We start from the raw sequence: 19065 nt of genomic DNA, 5'->3' as shown, positions 1-19065 counted from the left end.
CGTTGTGTTCAACAGTCAACGCAACACTAAGACGGGGTGTCCTCCCGCCTTCAATAGGTCCGAATCAATGCGGCAACTTCTCAAAACTTATAAACATTTCGACCAGGAGAATCTCGAAGTGATTTCCTCAGTTCCACACCCACCGGGCTCATTTAAAGAAACTGGATCAAAAATTGATCCACGAATTCTTGCTTTAACTACCTCAGTTCAAACCCTATTGCTTATTCCAGGAGAATAATTCGCAGGCTGTTTTAAGGCCGTGACCCGTGAATACGGATGCAATCGTTTCGTTAGGATCGGTTTTCGAAATGTACTTCTTTAAACCCGCTATTGTTGCCGCGGAAGTTGGTTCAACGAAGTGACCTCTCTTTGACATTTCCTTCCAGGTTTCAATTATCTCCTGCTCAGAAACCCCCACAAAAGTGCCTCTACTGTCTCTGACCGCTTTCAATATTTGAGCACCTCTTACGGGCTTTTCAATCGCAATTCCTTCCGAAACAGTCGCTTCCGCGTTTACATCAGCAGAATCTTTTTGATTCATTTCGAAAGCACGAAGAAGCGGGGCACAGTTCTCTGCTTGCACGGCAATAATCTTTGGAAGATTATCAACAATTCCGGCTGAATACAATTCCCCAAATCCAATAGATGCTCCCAACAAAAGAGTCCCATTTCCTACTGGAACAACAATAGCTCCAGGACTATTCCAGCCAAGCTGTTCACAGATCTCGAACGCAAGAGTCTTCGTTCCATGCAAAAAGACTGGATTATAGACATGACTTGCATAAAAGCTTTCTTTAGTTTGCTCGAGAATCTTTCTTGATACATCTTCTCTCGAGCCTTCAACCAATCGGACTTTCGAACCATAAGCCTCTATCTGTCTGAGCTTCCCAACCGAAGTATGGTCGGGAACGAATATTTCACAGGAGATACCTGCTCGTGCAGAATATGCTGCAATAGAGCATCCTGCATTTCCCGAAGAATCCTCGACTAAAGATGAAACTTGGTGTTCTCTTGCATAACTTACTAGGAGACTAGCGCCCCTGTCTTTGTAAGAACCAGTCGGAAGAAGGTGATCCATTTTAATAAACACATTCTTCCCACATATTTTCTCTTCAATCAATGGAGTATAACCTTCAGACATAGTTACGATGGACCGATCACTTTCGATCGGCAGTGCTTCGCGATAACGCCACATATTGTGCGGTCGCTGTTCAATATCGGCAACTGGAAAATGAGACTCGAATTCCAGGTCAAAAAGCCCTCCGCACGAGCATTTGAAGGCTTTTGATCCTAAAGGAAATTTCCGCCCGCATTTAGAACAGATGAAGGAAGTCACTTTTAGAAAGTGAAGTTAACGAGAAGATAAGGTCGCGCAAATGGAACCGTACTAGACGGCTCTAGTTGCCAGTACCCATCAAACCCCGCATCCAATCCTATGCTTGAAACATTGCTTCCGAGACCAATTCTTGTGTAAAGAGGTGTGCCGGCCATTGTTCTCTCTCCTCCAATGAGAGAAGTGATGTGTTTTAAAGACCAGAAGATCTGTCCCTTCACATAAATGCTCTTGTGGACTGTGATTTTGGTCTGGATTCCAAGATATGTGTGGTCAGGCAAACTGAAGCCTTTGACAACGAGGCTGGACCAGTCGAAAGAAAAAACGTACGCATGGATCGTCCCCTGAAGATAAGGGATACCTGCCGAAAACTGAATGAATACCGGTGTAACCAAGGCACCCGAACTCATGTCCAAATTGAACCCTATTCCGACACTGACTGCCATAGAAAAGCCATACACTGAAAGAATGGTGATTATAGAGACCACTACCAATTTTCTCACTACGATACCTCCTAAAGGAACCAGTTTTACTTTTCAGTGAAAACTTGTAGTGTAGATCATTGGGAGATCAAAATCCCTCTTCGCTATTTTAATGCCCCATATCTGAGTATACGCCTTCTTTCCGAGGACAAGACCCCGTTCCATATCGGACCCTAGCCTTTTAATTCCCTCTTCAAAACTCTCTTCGGGTATCAATCTCAGGGACGAGTAGGCCTTGTTTCTGTACTGCTCAAAGTGCTGTTTCTTGAATTCAAAAGAGGTCTTCACCTTCGTCGTATATATTCCCTCGAAGCCTGCTTTCTTCATCGCAGAAATAATCGAAGAATTTCCAGGATATCTACCTCTATCTATATCAAGAGTCTCAGGGAAATAACTGGTTAAGGTTCTCTCAGAAATGTCTTGACAGGAGTCCGTCACTGTCAATACGCTCCCATCATTTTGCAGGACTCGAAAACTCTCCTTGAACAGATTTTCAAGATCAGAAATATAATGTACGAGGTTAATATTGAAGACGAAGTCAAATTCAGAATTTCCATATGGAAAAGGACCGTTTGCATCTGCAATAGCGAGTTCAATTCTCTGATTCTTCTTTGAACCCTCTGAAATCATTGAAGGGCTGGTGTCAAATCCGAAACCATGAGCATAGAGAAGCTCTGAGAGAATACTCAAATAGTCAGCTGTGCCACAACCTACTTCCAGAATTCTGTCGGCATATCTAATTCTATTAGTAATGTGCTCCACCAGCTTCTCGTTGGGATATCTATATTTGGAATATACCAAGGCGAACTCATCAAAGTCAAAGCTCTTTTTGGGTTTCATATAACTTCTCCTCTTGAATAGTGTACCAAATGATTTCGACAAACACGCGTAAATATTTGCGGTGTTTTTCACTTCCGAGCTGTTATGTTGCATTTGTGATGCTGAACCAACAAGCTCGTGTATAATTAAACCAAAAAGTGTTCGATGGAGGTTGAAGGGTTTAAATGACTGCAAGGGACGTACTTACAATCCTTGGCGCATATGCACGAAGCTTTGGTGAGAGTTTAGTAGATAAACCTACCATAAACAAATCCATTCTTTCAAGCAATATCAAGTTCTACAAAACGCTTAAATGGATCAATATACTTGCCTCGTTTCTCCTGTTTGTGCCAGTTTTTGGATCTATTCGTGACTTTAACCTACCTCACATGGTTGGTTACCTCATTATGGCGGCTTTTGGTTATTCAACCTGGATATTCCAAGGTATTACCGGAGTTCCCATCTACGAGGAGACACGGTTTCTTACACTGTTGCACTTAACTCTCCACAGTTTCTTTGGAATATGGCTTGAATTCTACAACAACTTTCCCCTTTTCGATGATTTCCTTCATTGTTTTGGTGGATTCTGGGGAGGTTTTTCACTCTTTCCGTTCATTTTCGGTTCGGCAATCGCTTGGTCGAACCTTCCTCCAAAAGCTGTTGAGTGGAAGGTCTGGCTTTCAGGAATATCAATTGTAAACATGATAGGCGTCTTTTGGGAAATCGGAGAGTTCATTTCCGACAAAATCTTTGGCAGATATCCCGGCTACCGCATGGCTCAAGAAAGTCTTAACGACACAATGCTCGATCTCATATTCAACAATTTTGGTGCAACGATCGGAATATTGCTATTTTGGAGGTACCTGAAAAGGTCTAAAGACATAAACACATTTGTGAAGGATATGGGTAACAAGCTGGGTGAGTTCTTCGTGAAAGAGAAAGAACTTCTACGCCGCTAGAATGAGCCCAATTTTCGATAGCAAGAACGTCGAATTCATGTTTGCTGTGCTGAGAACAGATCAATTCGATTCTGTTCAACAATTTATCAATACTCTCACAAATTCCTCCCTGATTAACGAATCAATCGCTTCGTCAAAAGAAGAAGATCTAATCGTGAAGTCAGAACTTGAGTCTAGCCGCCAAGATTGCGGGAACAGACAATCTACTTAAGAGACACTCTTTCTCTTATAATCGTTTAGTGTCAGTTCAATTCTCTTGGTAACACTTCTCACGAGCTAGAAAGGCTCTTTAAGCAACCTCATTAAGGTCTTCACAGATTCTTGCCATCGTGCCCAAACTCCTGAATCGTGGACGAGTATGTATTATACTATAGTAAACTGTCCTGATATGTTCGCTGATTTGTGAGGTGCGCCGGTTTGAGGGAATCCTGGGAATACTATAGTGAAATTGCTAGCAGATATGACTACATGTATGAGGAACCTTACTGGAACTTATATCATCGTATTGTCGAAAGACTGCTGGAAGACCATGTGAAGACAATCGGAAGAACTCTTGACATTGGTACTGGTACGGGAAGATGGGCCCTCTATCTAGCAGAGAAAGCTCACGAGGTTGTGGGAGTCGACCTTTCGCAGGAAATGCTTAGTGTCGCCTCCATGAAAGCTGGCCTGGCCGATCTTAAGATTGATTTCGTTCATTCAAATGCCGAAAGGCTTCCTTTTGAAAAGGAATGCTTCGATTATGTGCTGGCAATGGGGGACCTCCTTTCATACGCAAAGAACACATCGGAAGTCTTGGCTGAGTGCCAAAGGGTTCTCAAAAGGGGTGGGCTACTTCTTGCCACGGTTGATAATGCGTGGGCCTTCTTGCATGATTTCCTTTCGCGGGGAGAGTACTCTATGGCAAAGAGATTGGTTGAAAAGGACAAAATTCCAATAGGAGACAGCTCAGTTAGTAGCATAGTCTTTGCCACAAAGCCCTTTTTTCCGGAGGAAATTGGGCATTTGCTTAACATGAATGGCTTTGACCTCATAGATATTTCATCGGTGGTTGCCTTCTATCCATATGACGAACAAGCGCTGGCAGCAAAAATCGACAGCGCAGTGGATTGGGAACTCAAATACTGCAGGAACCGCGAAACCTTGGCTCGTTCAGAGCATCTCTTCTTATGCGGTAAAAAGAGGTGAAGAATGACAAAGAGAAGAAGAACATCTCCTGCACTTTCAATTGGATTATTTTTGATAATGGCCGCCATAATCGGTTTCGTATTTTCGCTCATCTCCATTAACAGAATTGGACAGATGAAGGCGGAGCTTTCACAGATGCGCAGGCAGTACGATGAAGATCTTAAAGCAATCGAGGATGATTTTGAAGCTAAACTAGCAAGTGTCGAAAGACTTCTCGGATCGGGCGGAACGCTCGAGCAGTATATCGTTGCGAAGAACTTTCTGTCTAACTATGCTATTGACTTGGAAACAATAATTACAGAAGCACAAAGTTCAAGCGACAGACCGTACTTCAGAATATTCGTGACTGGAACAAAAGAAGTCTGGGTCGGGGTGAAGAAAAACTCTGCAGATACAGCTTACTTCTTTCAGAAAAATCTCAAACCCGGACTTTCTCAAGAAAAGTTCTTCTATTTCAAGAATCCCGAAATTGAAACAAAATACACTGTAATGGTTGGAAGAGATGCATATGTTAGATCTGGAGCACCAGAAAACATATACCTTCTTTTTTTTGGATTTGGTTCCGGCAAGTTAGTTAAGATGCCTTCGGTAGAAATCACAAATATCTCTGAAGCTCTGGATCTCTATATCCCGGGATCCTGATCTTTGACTGAGGAAAGAATAACTGAGAACTTAGTTTCTTTGGTCGGATGGGTTGTCTTTACCAGAGAAGAGACTTCAGAGACAACAGAGCGAAAACCCCACAAAAAACAAGGAGCTGCTCTCTCTATTCAATTCTCAGAGCATCTACTGGGTTCTTTCTGGATGCCATTCTTGAAGGTATCAGGCCCCCCAAAACTGTTAATAGAATACTGGCCACCATTAAAGAGATCACGTAAAAAGGATTTATATAGGCCACGTTAGATAGACCGGTAAGTCTTTCGATAATTGAGTTAAGTGGCACGATCAATATCGAAGCAAACAATATTCCAAGGGCCCCGGAAAACGCTCCTATGATGAAATTCTCCGCGTTGAACACGGTACTGATGTCCTTCTTTCTTGCTCCAAGAGCCCTCAGTATCCCTATTTCTTTTGTTCTCTCAGTCACCGATATAAATGTAATAATTCCAATCATTATTAGCGAAACGACAAGCGAAATAGCAGCGAAAGACAACAACACGAATGTTGAGCCATTTAGTATCCCCGCGAGTAATCCCGTTATCGTTGACGCGAGATCAATGTAAAGAATCCTATTCTCAGCGGCTTTGCCTTCGTTCCAGGAGTCCAGGTATTTCAAGACCTCTTCTTTGGATTTGAAATCTTTGGGATAAAGCACGACGGAAACAGGAGTTTTGTATGCTCCGAGCTTCTGAAGAATATTTCTTTTCGTTATGGGTAGATTTACGCCGCCCACCAATCTTGCAGTAATATCGGGTGGTATCACTGAGAGGACATTGAACAAATCCGAAGCAAACTGTTCTCCGGACAGAACATTTACATAAAGATCCTTCTGGGCGAGGACAATCTCCGAATCTACGGCATTCTCAATGAATTTCTGGGCGAGACGATCGGAGTATGCTATTCCTTCGTCAAGAACTGAGAACTCAATCTGTGCTTTGGGTCTTAAAATGCCGACTATTTTCAGCATTATCCCGAGATCACCATAGTAAAGATCCATGAGGTCTCTTAGAGAAGTCTTCGGCGTAAAACTCATCCCTTTTCTCAAGTAGAAATCGTCATTGTAAATTGCCTTGATTTCTAATCCAATGATTTCTTCAAATCCAATCCTCTCTTTATCATGATCAAGACCCAACGCTTGAAGAATCACATTTGATATTCTGTTTCCTTTTCCAACGATCATTACAAGATCGGTGAATTCCTTAGGAAAGGATCCCGCAACTAAGTCGAAATTGTTCTCGAGATAACCCGGAGACTCCGGGTCGAGATCTTCCGGATACGCCGTGAATTTGATTGAAGTCTGATCAACAGTTTTCGCCATTTCTCCGTACTTTGCAACCAAATTCATGTTTATATGTCGCGTGTATGTGAAGCCCGAAAGAAGTTTGGGATCTATGCTCTCAACATAAGCCAAGTATTCATCAGATAGATCGTTGTTGTGAATTAGAATCTCATCACGGGGATCGTATGGATAGACAAATCGCCCCAAGACATCACTATCATCTTCTTCAAACCGCTTTTCAGACTCAGCTTGGCGATACTGCTGCGACTCCAGATCAACTGTTGTCTGACTCACCATTATCGGAAACGTAGAGAGAGTCTGCGACTCGAATTCTGATAGCTGCCTTCCAAAACCGCTAGAAAGTGCCAAGACAAGAAAGATTCCGACTATGCCAATGCTAGAAGCCAGTATCGTAAGTGCTGTACGCCATTTCTTTGTTAGGATATTGGTTGCAGAAAGTCTCAGGGCAGCTGGAAAACTCATACTTGTTTTTTTTATAATAAGTTCTGGTTGAGGATCGTCATCATCTGAAGGACGGGAGTCGCTTACGATTTTGCCGTCCTTAAGTTTGATTATCCTATCTGCGTAGCGATTAGCGATTTCTTCATTGTGAGTTACCATTATTATGAGTTTTCCCCTCGCTACCTCCTTTATCAACTTCACAGTTTCTTCACCTGTCTGAGTATCTAAAGAACCAGTAGGTTCATCTGCCAAGATGATATCGGGGTCATTGGCAAGGGCTCTTGCAATAGCAACTCTCTGCATCTGACCATTCGATAGCTGACAGGGCTTCTTATGAGCTTGATCTGCTAAGCCCACTTTTTCTAGCAGCTCTATGGCTCTCTTTTCTTTTTCTGAAGAAGGCACACCGCCAAGTGTCATACCTATTTCAACGTTATCGAGAAGACTAAGATGTGGGATCAAATTGAAGCTCTGAAAAATGAATCCGATGCTCTTGTTTCTGTAAGCATCTAGCTCCCAGTCTTTGAAATCCCTTGTGGATCTGCCATTTATAACTAGATCACCCATGTCGCATCTATCGAGCCCACCAATAAGGTTCAAAAACGTTGTTTTGCCTGAACCGCTTGGCCCAAGGATTGCAACGAATTCGTCGTTTGAAAAGCAAATGGAAACCTTATGCAGGGCTGTTTGTTCTAGTTCTCCCGTTCTATAGATTTTCGATGCTTCCTTCAGCTGAAGCATTTGTGCATCACCCTCTGAAAAAGTATTAGCAGGCCATAGACTGATTATATTACTCTAATAGCTGAATCATGAAATTCCCGAGAAGATCGTTCTTGCAATCTCCCCCTTTAGGGATCACTGTCCCCATAGTTTACAAGTTCGAAAGGCGAAAGTTCAAGAAATCGCAGGCTTTTTTCTGGAGTGTTTTGAGAAAAGCAAAATAGGAACCATAAATTCGGAGAGTAAATCCTTTTCAGAAGAGAAAAACCTGTCAAACTGATTGGACAACAAATATTTCGGATCGTTCAGGCAAGAACTAGTTTAGAATTGAACCATTCACTTTGCAAGAGGAGAAACTCAGAACTTGTCCCATCTCCGGGCAATGCAGACTGACATCTCTATTTTGAGGGAGGTTGAATATGAAGAGGATGGCCTTGCTTTCTATCTTGGTTCTTATAGTACAACTTGCATTTGCATTCACAGGTAGCTTCGGAGGCTCAAGAACAGAAGAGTTGAGCTCAGTTGTCGGAGGATCAGATGGTATTTTGGCAGTTGGCTTTTCCGAGTACTATGATGAACCCTATATGCAGACAATTGTTATTAAAACTGATTCAGACGGCAATATATCGTGGACAAAGGAGTACGGAACACCGGTAGATGATATCGGTAGATGCATAGTCTTGACTGATGAAGGTATGGCCCTTCTCGTATCTCGTGTAGAGATGACAAGCGGCGCAAAGCTAATGGCCACATTGATTGACGGGAATGGCAGTCAGGTTTGGCAGAACTTCTACGGAAAATACAGAGACTATTCTCCCTGGAGTGTGGTCGTCACTGATGATGGATTTGTTATTGCCGGTCAGTGTATGACTGACAACAATTACCTTCAGGCCAGTCTGATCAAAATCGATCTTTCAGGAAGAACAGTATGGGAGAGAGAATTCGGAAAAGATGGCATTGATGGAGCTCAGGCAGTAACGAAGCTTGACGATGGCAATATTCTGGCCACTGGCTATAGCTGGATCGAGGAACGTCAGTACCTATGGCTGGCTTTGCTAGATTCGTATGGAAAGACACGCTGGCAGAAGCTCATCGGCAATTCGGAAGGTCCCTTTCTCGAAGGGAGGGCTGCAATCGAGGCCGAAAACGGATTCCTTGTCGGCGGAATCTCCAGTAGTTTCTCAGGAAAGGCCTATTTAGCGAAGATTGACACATTCGGCGAGATTGTTGAAGAAACACTTCTTGACGATAAATACCCTGCACTACTCTCAATTCTGAAAGACAATGACAACTACGTGGGGTTGGCATCATTTGTAACTGTTGAAGATGAGGGCTTCGGATTGATAGAGATCACCAAAGAAGGAGAAGTCTTAACTCATGAGGCTTTTAATGTGGATTCATTTGAACCACACGCATTTGCCAGAATAGGCGCTGGGAAATTCGTCGTTGTTGGAACAAAATCGACTGACGAGAACGGAAGGCAGGCGTACTGGATATCGGCCGATTTTTAGGAAAGAGTTTCATTTAGTAGTTCCACAAGTCTTAATCCGGCTGATCTCAAGCAAATCTAGCAAAATGCGTTTTCTATGCCCAGAAACTAACCAAAACCAAGAAGTTCTGTTAATGCGTTTTTCTTGTTTGAAGAGATCAAATCAGTTATTTCAGCTTCATTAAGACAGCTCAAAACACACGTAGATCGCTTTCCTTAAGATATTGTAATTGCCCAAAGACTACAGATATTCGGCGGAGCTTTCATTAAAGGCTTTCTTAACAGAGTTCTGCTGAATCTCGGCTATGATGCTTCTATACGCATCAAAAGATGAAAGTTTGATTCTGGAAGTGAAAATTCCAACTTCAAAGACAGATGGGTGAGACATGGGATGATTAGAGGTGTATTTTTCGCAATAGCAGCTGGGATAGTAATCGCTATGCAAAGTGTTTTTAGTGCAAGACTGGGAGAGAAAATTGGCTTCTTCGGTTCAAACTTCTTCATACACGGTACGGGATTTCTTCTCGCCTCGGTACTTCTCTTTTTCTTCGGTAAGGGTGAAATGAGCCTGGAGTCACTAAAAGGACTCAATCCACTCTACTACACCGCAGGATTCATAGGTGTCTTGATAATTCTAAGTATTTCTCAAGGTGTATCTTCTCTAGGTGCGAGCAGAGGCATCGTAATAATTGTAGTAACCCAGATAGTCTTTGCACTTATCATAAACGTCACAGGACTGTTTGGCGAGCTGCCTATCGATCTGACTCCCTCCAAAGTCATTGGATTGCTCTTAATGCTCTCGGGCGTTCTGGTATATCAGCTGGCAAAATAATCTCAAAATGAGGATTACATCGCATTGTCAATGAATGATAGAATTGCGCTGACGGTCATTTCTTGTTGCTCGAGAAGGGTTATTAATGCATCTCCGTCCCCTCTTTGTGGTCCATAGTATCCGAATTGCGCATGATTCCCCCCACGCAGCTTCAAGTAAGTTGTTTCTTCAGGGAGTAGAGCTCTTCCGCTCTCCAGAGCTTCAATGTCAAGTACTTTATCGTTGCTACCATAAATCGACAGTACATGAATACCTGATTCAGATAGAGAAGTGTCTTTACCGGGATAAGAGGCAAGCAAAATGAGACCGTCGACTCTGCCCTGATTATAGTAAGCAAATTTCGCTGCCATTGAACCCCCAAGAGAGTGCCCGGCCAAAATCCATCTCCTAATCTCTGGATTGTCTTTCAAGATATTTTTTGCTCTGTTTGGAGAAAGTACGGCAAGATTAAGGGGCATTTCTACAAGGAAACATGAAACACCGCTTGTGGCTATTCTCTTAAGAAGTGGAGCATATGATACTGGATCCACGAGGCCACCAGGATAAAACACTATTCCAATCTCACTTCCTTTCGCAGGAGTGAAGATGTGAGTTCCATCTTTGAAACAGTAAATAACTTCATTTGAACTCGAAAGAGAGTAATAGGCATCTTTACTAGGTTGATAAGGTCTGAGGAAATTGAGGACGCTCAGGGTAAGAAATACAGTCAGTGATATTGTTGCAATCAACAAGATGTAAGTATTACCCCTTTTCATATTTTCACTTCCCAGTTAAAATTTAGACTCTACCCAGAAATTCTGAGCACAGGCAGTATGGTACGACTTTTCTCAGTCTATCCTCAGAAAAATGATCCCATCTACTACAGCATTCAACCGCCAGTGAAGATTCAACTTGAAACATCCACCCATTCGGAATTGAAACGAATCGGGTATCAAGGGCAAAGTCCTCAGTATTCCCGACAATCAAAAAACTAAAACAGTAAAAGGACCTTCGAAAGAAGCCAAATAATCGCGAAAACAATCAGCCCAACAAAGGCAAGACCGAAAATTACCCGGAGTCCGAAAAAAGCGAACTTCACCGCAAGACCCAAAAAAACCAGCCCTCCGAAAATTGCCAGAATAACAATAAATACGTTCATTCTCTACCTCCAACAATCTATAATCTGCTATCAGACCTATCAATCTTGAAACCCGAATCGATTACAGCTAGACAAGCGTCAACTACTTCTTCATCGTAAAGAACACCAGAGTTGCCCTTGATCTCTTGCACAGCTTCACCAAGTCCCCTAGAAGCTCTATACGGTCTGTGAGAAACCATTGCCTCCACCACATCGGCCACTGCCACGATTCTTGATTCCAAAGATAGTTCTGATCCAATAAGACCTTCTGGATAACCTGATCCGTTTATCCTATCGTGATGGTTCTTGACAATCTCCGCTATTGGCCCACCAAGTTTTACATCGTAAAGGATTTCGTAGCCGACTATTGGATGGCGCTTGATCAAAGACCACTCAAGATCAGTAAGTCGAACCGGCTTTGAAAGTATCTCAACCGGAATCGAAACCTTGTCGACATCGTGCAGCAAGCCGGCAATTCTGACGGTTCTACTCCTATTATCATCCAGACCGAGCCGCTCTGCAATGGCAGTAGCTAAACGACTCACGTTCTTCTGATGGCCTGCCGTGCATGGATCTCTCGCCTTTACTACCTTGCTAACAAACTCTACAGCTCCTTCAAGAGCAGTGTGCAATCTCCCCAAAGTTTCCGAAAGTTTATTTTTCGCGGCAAGGGCTTCCGTTATATCGACAACTATCAGGTTAATCAGATCCATATCTTCCATGCTAAAAGGAGAAGCAAAAATCTCGACGTCGACTATTTTTCCAGAGGACTTTTTCTGCCTGGAGACTACACTAGGAGATCTTCCAGCAGCGAGCTTACGTATCTCAATTAGGGATTCGTTATTCGCAGCCAAATCCTTCATTGACATTCCTTTTAGCGTGTCAAGATCATATTGGTAAAATCTGCATGCAGCTTCGTTAGAATCTACGATTGAACCCGTTGTCGAATCTATGAGAAGCATTGTTGCACCGTTCATTTTGAAGAAGCTCTTGTAGCGATGCTCACCATTAACAAGCTCATCTTCTTCAAGAGCAAGCGTCAGAACGTCACCTACGGACACGGCGAAGTTCTTTTCATTTGAAGTCCATTGCCTTGCAATCTTCATATCGCAAAAGAGAGGTCCCACGATGACTCCTCTGATCCTCAGGGGGATATCTAGAATCGCTTTTTCTCCAACGTCTTGCAGACTAGCAATGAAGTTGCTTTTTTCTTCTTCGTTCACTTCGGAAATACTGAAGAACCTCTTTGCTTGAATCAACTGAAGATATTCGGAAGGGAGGTCGTGATCCATAGCTCTCGACTTATCTTCTCTTGCCTCTCCACCAACCAGGTCAGAGCTAATAATCAGATCCATCTCACCAATTCTCTTTAGCATATATATCCCGACACTATGAACACAAAGACAAGAGCCTACTATTCTTTCGGCGCTCTTCTTAAACTCATCAAGCGAGAAACCACTCCCAGCAGCCATTTTTGACAGTGCAAGCAGGCCATCGTTCGTTTTCTTTCTGAATTCTTGAATTCTAAGTGATTCAGACAAATCGTAGCAAAGGCTTACAACCTCACCAGAAGGAAGTTTATTAACATAATTTGTCCACCAGCCTTCTTGATCTCCGTAGACATATTTCTCGGCCTCTACTTTCTCAGGGGTCCCGGTATTATAAACCTTTCTCATTGCTTCGAAGAGACTACTCTTTTCTACACCAGTAAAAAACATCAATTAACTCCTAGCCAAAGGTTACGAGTCCAGTTCTATTAAGATTTTCGCGAGGCGCTTTGAATTCCTTCAGAATAAATCGTTCTCCATCTTAACTGTTTAAAATTAACAGGCCTCCATTCTTATTTTCTATCAACTCTTGGAATCGGGCCTCACTTTGTATGATTTTCTCTTCTTTTTTCTCTCTTCGGTCAGATCTTTGAAGACAAGAATAACACCAGTTGTTTCACCGTCTTCTCTAGATATCGGAGCTGCAGAATCGGCAATTGAGTAGATTTTTCCGTTCTTTGATCTGAGCGCAGTATGATTTGCCAGTCCAACCTTTTTGCCGGTTTCTAGCACATGCTCTACTGGAATAATTGCAGGTTCATCTGAATCTTCACTAAAGATCTCCATAACTTCAGAAACTCTCTTGCCGATGGTGCTGCTTTCGCTAAGACCAATAAGACTGCAGGCAACTTCGTTAACAAAAGTGACTATTCCAAAAGCATCCATCGAAAGAACTGCATCACCAATACTTGAGAGGTTAGCGCGGTACTGCTCTTTGTTTTCAATGAGCATCCTTGACACCTCGATGATTGAATTATTTTCCCGAGTCTCTCTGTAACCGAAAGAATCATTTGAGACTACTCATAGAGGAAGGCGATTTCCCCGTCACCATAATAATATACGGTTAAGCTCCCAACATCATTACCCCTAACTCTTATTGGCTCACGAATAAAACGATCGCTTTTTACGACTCTACTCGATTCATACACTCTGTCATTGTAAACGATTACTGCACAAGTGTTCTCGGGTTCCAGAAAAGCATCGGGAAGGATTTCCAAGAGACCAATCAGAATGTCGTCAATGGAGTCCTCTGCTATGTCGACTAATCTCGAGAAATCATGTAGAAGTTCAAGTTCTTTGTTTCTTTCCCTTAGCTGCGCCTCAAGGCCTAAACGTTCAACTCTTATCTGCCATTTTCTCTTAGCCATAGTTTCGTCCCCCGGTAACTTTGTTGCCCCCGGATCTTTTGGAGACATACAGATTTCTGTCTGCCCTTCTGATCATGTCTTCAAGTTCATCTCCATGTCCTTCAAGACTGGCAATTCCCAGGCTGGCACGAACCTTTATTGGGATTCCCTTATAAGTAATTCTCGAGTCATCAAGCGAACGACAAATCCTCGTCGCAGCTTCTTCGGTGTTCGTGATATCAGTCATCGGGAGCAGAATTATGAATTCATCGCCACCATATCTCGCAAAAATATCTGCGGCTCGCAGAATCTTGGTACATATGTTTGCAACCCTTTTTAAGACAAAGTCTCCGGCTAGATGTCCAAGCATGTCATTCATATTCTTAAAATTATCTATGTCGAACATTATCAATCCCATTTTTGTGTCATATCGTTTTGCCTTTTCGATTTCTCTTTCTCCCAGTTCGAAAAGACCTCTCCTGTTGTATACACCTGTAAGATAGTCCCTTATCGAAAGATCTCTTACCTCCTCGTGAAGGCGGGCGTTATTTATACCTATTGCAGCAATATCTGCAAATGCCTTGAGGGCATCAAGATGCCGCTTCTTAAACTTTCCGCCTTCTTCGCTGTCAACGGCGATCATTCCAATCGTTTCATCTCCAATAACCAGAGGAACGCCCATCCAGGATTTGATGAATATGAAGTCTGGTTTGTTGAATTGCTGGTACGCTCTCTGAGCATCTTCTGCTAGAATGATTTTTTTGTTTTTTACTACATCGAAGCCCGGACTCCCTTCTTCCATTGTGAATCTGGTCCCGACAAAAGAATCCTTTCCAGGCCAGCTACCGCCGACAATGATTAGATGATCCCCTTCAACTAACTCAACTGCGGCACTGTAGAATGGTATTACTTGTCTTAGACCCCCAACAATAGATTCGATTACCGTTCTCATGTTCAGATCCTTAGTAATCGCTTCGGTCGCCTTAATCAATGACTGCGACGTGATGTGGTTTCTCTTCGTAGCAACAAGATTTCTGATTTTCGTGAGAGAAAGAGAAACCGTAGTCCCAACCAACCTATAGAGACTCATACTTTCTTCGGTAAGACCTGTCACACGTTCTGTAAGGGTTTCAAAGGAACCAGCAATCTCATTATTCGATTCAAGTGCAATGCATATGTATCTCAGTTCCTTTCCTTCTATGATTGTATTTTGAACAATTATTCGATTTTCTCTGAGGGTTTCCTGAGCCTTTGAGTCCTTCATGAGATTCAGCGGAAATGCCTCGGTGTCGCCTCTCGAAACCTCAAGATCAAGATATTCATCCTCACTAAATGTGATCTTGCAACCGACCATTCCCTTCTCTTCGTATGCGCGATTCACAATCTTGGAAGCCGCTTCATGAAGATTATCACCGCTCAGAATCAGAACGTAAAGATCGTTCATGAAGACCATCATACTATCTCTGGCTTTCAATTCGGCCTGCAGCTTCATCTCACCGGTGACATCCCGTGACGACATCGTCCAACCCTCGACTTCTTTCCCATTAAACAAAGGACTTACAGCTGTCTCCATCCACAATATTCCGCCGCTCTTAGTTCTTGCTCTATATCTGAAGCAACCGTGTTTCTTTTCTCTCAGAAGAACCTTGGACTCCTCAATAACTCTTTCACGATCCCTAAAGTCAATAAGATCTAGAGCATTCTTCCCTACAAGCTCTTCAGCCACAAACTCCAATGTGTTTACTACCGAGGGCGAAACATAGGTGAAAACCAGTCTTCCATCAACTACGGCAAGAATGTCCAAGACGTTGCCTTCGAACTTCTTCAGCAGTTCATCGCTTCTTAGTAGTCTTTCCTGAAGAAGTGACTTTTCGTTATTTCCAGTCTCTTCGCTGAACTCTTCTCCAGTCATGAGCGCCAACAATTGAATCGCACATTTCACAAAGTCCTTTTCCTCCACAGACAGATTTCTCTCATGCAATTCGATCTCTAAGACCAGAACACACTCCGGCAATCCAGGGGGGCTTTTGATTAACAAGATCCCTTTTCCAGCTTCCGAAAATGTATTTGATCTGCCTTTTCTCATTAGCTTCTCAAGTTCCGATTTTCTACTATCTCCAGTTCTCGAACCGCAGACGCACATTACTGAGTCAGACTCTTTTCTCCAGTCGCAAACCATCTTGAGGAAAGAAGAACCATGATGAGCTCTTTCAACTGTGCAAAGAGTAAGACTATTGACAGAAAGAGAATCACCAACAGTTGAAAGAGCCTTTTTAATCTTTTCCAAGCTCTTCTCATTGCCAACGAGAACCGAGATTATTCTTCTCACTGAACTGAACAGGTTTCTACTGTCGGACTCCATTCGACCCTCCGAGGAATGATGAGGCGCTGTAATGTTCTCAGTTGATTATAGCATTGCCATTTCGTGCCAAAAATCAAACGCAGAGATAATGTCCTTGTAAACATGGAAGAAGCCGCAGTTTAGCTGTGATCTATTTTCTGTTTGACCTCTAAGATATCTTAGAGTCATTCTTTTGGTGCGATCTGATTGCTCCTCTGCATCCTTCGGGGACATTAACGTGTTCTCTCATCAAAACTGTTTGTGTCACCCTGCAGATGACCAAGTGACACCTTCCTGTTAATGACATTTATTACTTAGAGTCACGCACATTCCATTGACCTATCTGTTCTCTGAGATACCGAAGGCTAACTCTCCATTGTCATCGGTTGTGGCTCTCATCTAATGCCGCTGATACTTCAGACCAATGATTCAACTTAGCAATGAGAAGCTTAAAAGAATTTTTTATACCCATCTTCGACCAAGGCACTGAGTACATAATCCTCAAGTCTCATCTTCCAATTTGGTGCCAACTGAACTATTAATTTTGCCGAGAAACATCTCCGACCAGAATCTCTTTCTCACCGACGAAGGATATTGACCATCAAATGCTTATCATCTGTGTGTGTATAGTGTTAAAGTTTAGTCGAGAACTGATATCTATTTATCCGGTAGCTGATTATCCGGTAGCTGAGTTTCCGGCGAGATGGTTCTCGAAAACCATAATCATGTGTGGGATGGACTTGACTCATATAGACTATAAATTTCTAATCACTTACAGGAAGTGGTACAGATGTCTCGAAAGTTTGCTATGGAGTTTGTTCTGGCTATTTTCCTAATGGCACATGGCCTTGTTTTTTCCTTCCCCGTTGTTTGTGGCGACCTTGGCCAATTCACTTTTACAGATGCCATTTTCTACCTGCGGAAGCTGATCTTCGGTACGATTTCGAGACCTTACGAAGAAAACTATCAGGCAGAGCTCCCTGATTCGGCATGTGCAATAACTATAACCGCACTTGGCGATCTAATGTACAGTAGAGGGCTTGTAATCGCGGGCGATCCTTACTCAAGTGTGGAGAAGAGTCTTTTTCAAAGTGAAATTGTGTTCGCCAATCTCGAATTCCCAATAGACACTCGGTTCCCCGAATCGGCATTCCCAAAATTCAACGGTTCTTCCGAATACTTTGAGAAAGTAGTGACGCCTTTGGGAATTAATGTTATGAATATCGCAAACAATCACTCTCTTGACAGGGGTATCGAGGGACTGAGATCGACCCGTACTTTTCTTAATGACCGTGGAATCCATTGTGTTGGATTTGGAGAAGAAAGTCGATTCTCAATAATTTCATTCGATGAAGTTAGAATCGCTGTCTCAGGTTTCACGTTCGGCACAAACGGAGCCACCGTGAATAGTGAATCCAGTCTGAATGTTGCCAACCTAAACACATTTGAGGATGCAGAGACTCCGCTGTCAAGGATCGTTCCTATCGTTGAATCTATGTCGGAAGAAGCATCCGTTATCGTGCTTAGTCTTCACTGGGGACTTGAGTTTGAGAACAAACCTACTGAAATGCAGGTGGAAGTCGCAAGAAGGCTCTGCGATGAAGGAGTTGACTTGATTATCGGTCATCATCCTCATGTCCTTCAACCACTGGAGGTGTACTTAAATGCGAGAGGATCAACTTCGCTAATCATCTATTCTCTGGGCAACTGGATTTCTTCTATGAAAGCTAAGGATTGCAGAATCACAGCATCGCTAAAAATCGAGCTTTCCAAAGACGGGAGTGTTTGTGGAATCAAGGTTTTCCCTTATTTCTTTAATCTAAGCAAGATGCAGCTTGTGCCTCTGTCAAATCCTGCCCTTATCCCCGAATCATTTGCATACTATTTGGATAGTAGCCCATATTGTTCACACTAAGGATTCCAGTACCGACTAGTTATCCTCACCTGACTGATTTATGGTCTTTTCTGATAACAATCTTCCGTCATTGCCTTTCTCAGTCAGTATTTCAGCGAATAAAGGGATTCTAACACAATCCAATAATTGTCAAATTTGTCCTTCCAGATTTTTTATGTAACATCAAAGGAGATTGAAGTGACTATCAGGAACACTGCTTTAGCCCTCTTGGAAGAGTTTAATTCAGTATGAGACATGACCGATTCTAGATAAAGAACTCTGGAAAGTTCGTCTTTCTCTTTAAAACGAGAAAAGAAAGCCTTCCAAGAGATGATTTTCCAGCTCCACAATGTTGAGTATACTTTCAGTTCCAAGTGGAAGAGGGAGTTAAGAGCTCATACTTACTTCAAAACAATAACCTTTGAGGCCTGCTATTAATTGCATAAAACATTTCCAATGCTAAACTAAGTTATCGGACATTGGAGGTGAAAGATGCGCTTTCTTGAACAATACCTTGAAAAAGAAGTTAGACCTGCACTTGGGTGTACGGAACCTGGAGCGATTGCATTTTGTGTTGCTCTGGTGAGTAGCCCAGGGGGATTTCACCCCCAGGCTCTCTCAGAACCGGACTTGAATCTCTCGATTCATCCGGCTCCCATTATCCAGCCGAATAGAATATCCCCATCGTCCAGTGTACAAATAGACGAGGCTCCCTGCGAGCAAGAGTTTCTAGCCATTTACCCGCTTTTGTACGACCTCTCCTTTTCTTGTACTTGTTTCTTACCCACTGAACTAAGGCTTTGTTTAGCCGACTCA

The 19065-nt window shown here is 42.8% G+C and carries 16 protein-coding genes and 1 pseudogene; 6 read left to right on the top strand and 11 right to left on the bottom strand.

Features of this window, described 5'->3' with window-relative positions; translation table 11 throughout:
• Positions 1-214: 214 nt before the first annotated feature.
• Genes thrC through Y696_RS03415 form a run of 3 tightly spaced genes read right to left on the bottom strand, consistent with a single transcriptional unit; the run spans position 215 to position 2655 of the window.
• Positions 215-1336: a threonine synthase gene (gene thrC / locus Y696_RS03425; RefSeq protein WP_039882836.1), complete on the bottom strand. Its 1122-nt coding sequence runs from the start codon at positions 1334-1336 to the stop codon at positions 215-217.
• A gap of 2 nt (positions 1337-1338) precedes the next feature.
• Positions 1339-1836: a hypothetical protein gene (locus tag Y696_RS03420; RefSeq protein WP_006492285.1), complete on the bottom strand. Its 498-nt coding sequence runs from the start codon at positions 1834-1836 to the stop codon at positions 1339-1341.
• 33 nt (positions 1837-1869) lie between these two features.
• Positions 1870-2655: a class I SAM-dependent methyltransferase gene (locus Y696_RS03415; RefSeq protein WP_006492283.1), complete on the bottom strand. Its 786-nt coding sequence runs from the start codon at positions 2653-2655 to the stop codon at positions 1870-1872.
• A 164-nt stretch (positions 2656-2819) separates the two neighbouring features.
• Between Y696_RS03415 and Y696_RS03410 the strand changes: the two genes are divergently transcribed.
• The 3 genes from Y696_RS03410 (at position 2820) to Y696_RS03400 (ending at position 5423) form a co-directional block, all read left to right on the top strand.
• Positions 2820-3593: a hypothetical protein gene (locus Y696_RS03410; protein ID WP_006492281.1), complete on the top strand. Its 774-nt coding sequence runs from the start codon at positions 2820-2822 to the stop codon at positions 3591-3593.
• Positions 3594-4010: 417 nt separating this feature from the next.
• A complete protein-coding gene (locus Y696_RS03405) occupies positions 4011-4781 on the top strand; it encodes a class I SAM-dependent methyltransferase (RefSeq protein WP_006492279.1) in 771 nt (256 codons plus the stop codon).
• Between the two features lie 3 nt (positions 4782-4784).
• Positions 4785-5423 (top strand): hypothetical protein, encoded by a 639-nt coding sequence (locus tag Y696_RS03400; protein ID WP_006492278.1) that lies wholly within the window; start codon positions 4785-4787, stop codon positions 5421-5423.
• A gap of 124 nt (positions 5424-5547) precedes the next feature.
• Here the strand turns inward: Y696_RS03400 and Y696_RS03395 are convergent, their stop codons facing one another.
• A complete protein-coding gene (locus Y696_RS03395) occupies positions 5548-7923 on the bottom strand; it encodes an ATP-binding cassette domain-containing protein (RefSeq protein ID WP_006492277.1) in 2376 nt (791 codons plus the stop codon).
• 398 nt (positions 7924-8321) lie between these two features.
• Here Y696_RS03395 and Y696_RS03390 point away from each other — a divergent pair, with 398 nt between their 5' ends.
• Positions 8322-9413 carry a hypothetical protein gene (locus tag Y696_RS03390; protein ID WP_006492276.1) on the top strand — a complete coding sequence of 364 codons (1092 nt, stop codon included), beginning with the start codon at positions 8322-8324 and terminating at the stop codon, positions 9411-9413.
• A gap of 369 nt (positions 9414-9782) precedes the next feature.
• Positions 9783-10223 (top strand): DMT family transporter, encoded by a 441-nt coding sequence (locus Y696_RS03385; protein WP_006492275.1) that lies wholly within the window; start codon positions 9783-9785, stop codon positions 10221-10223.
• 14 nt (positions 10224-10237) lie between these two features.
• On the opposite strand, the gene Y696_RS03380 is transcribed toward Y696_RS03385, so the two are convergent.
• From Y696_RS03380 to Y696_RS03360, 6 genes are all read right to left on the bottom strand, one after another.
• Entirely contained in the window at positions 10238-10978 is a 741-nt protein-coding gene (locus Y696_RS03380) for an alpha/beta hydrolase (protein WP_006492273.1), read from the bottom strand.
• 215 nt (positions 10979-11193) lie between these two features.
• Entirely contained in the window at positions 11194-11361 is a 168-nt protein-coding gene (locus Y696_RS14005; RefSeq protein ID WP_006492271.1) for a hypothetical protein, read from the bottom strand.
• A 17-nt stretch (positions 11362-11378) separates the two neighbouring features.
• A complete protein-coding gene (locus Y696_RS03375; RefSeq protein WP_006492270.1) occupies positions 11379-13058 on the bottom strand; it encodes an HD domain-containing phosphohydrolase in 1680 nt (559 codons plus the stop codon).
• A gap of 132 nt (positions 13059-13190) precedes the next feature.
• Entirely contained in the window at positions 13191-13619 is a 429-nt protein-coding gene (locus Y696_RS03370) for a PAS domain S-box protein (RefSeq protein WP_006492269.1), read from the bottom strand.
• A gap of 65 nt (positions 13620-13684) precedes the next feature.
• Positions 13685-14035 (bottom strand): hypothetical protein, encoded by a 351-nt coding sequence (locus tag Y696_RS14235; protein WP_257211965.1) that lies wholly within the window; start codon positions 14033-14035, stop codon positions 13685-13687.
• The gene (locus Y696_RS03360; protein ID WP_121509778.1) at positions 14028-16376 is read right to left on the bottom strand and encodes a diguanylate cyclase; all 2349 of its coding nucleotides are present in this window, start codon (positions 16374-16376) and stop codon (positions 14028-14030) included. Before Y696_RS03360 ends, Y696_RS14235 begins: the two co-directional genes overlap by 8 nt.
• 769 nt (positions 16377-17145) lie before the next feature.
• Between Y696_RS03360 and Y696_RS03355 the strand changes: the two genes are divergently transcribed.
• Entirely contained in the window at positions 17146-18270 is a 1125-nt protein-coding gene (locus Y696_RS03355; RefSeq protein WP_006492264.1) for a CapA family protein, read from the top strand.
• A gap of 637 nt (positions 18271-18907) precedes the next feature.
• On the opposite strand, the pseudogene Y696_RS14410 reads toward Y696_RS03355, so the two are convergent.
• Positions 18908-19065: pseudogene (locus Y696_RS14410) on the bottom strand (group II intron reverse transcriptase/maturase); the annotation flags it as partial.

Source organism: Mesotoga sp. H07pep.5.4 (genome assembly GCF_003664935.1).
Classification (GTDB): domain Bacteria; phylum Thermotogota; class Thermotogae; order Petrotogales; family Kosmotogaceae; genus Mesotoga; species Mesotoga prima.
The sequence above is the reverse complement of the archived record's forward strand: the minus strand, read 5'-3'. Positions and strand labels throughout refer to the sequence as shown.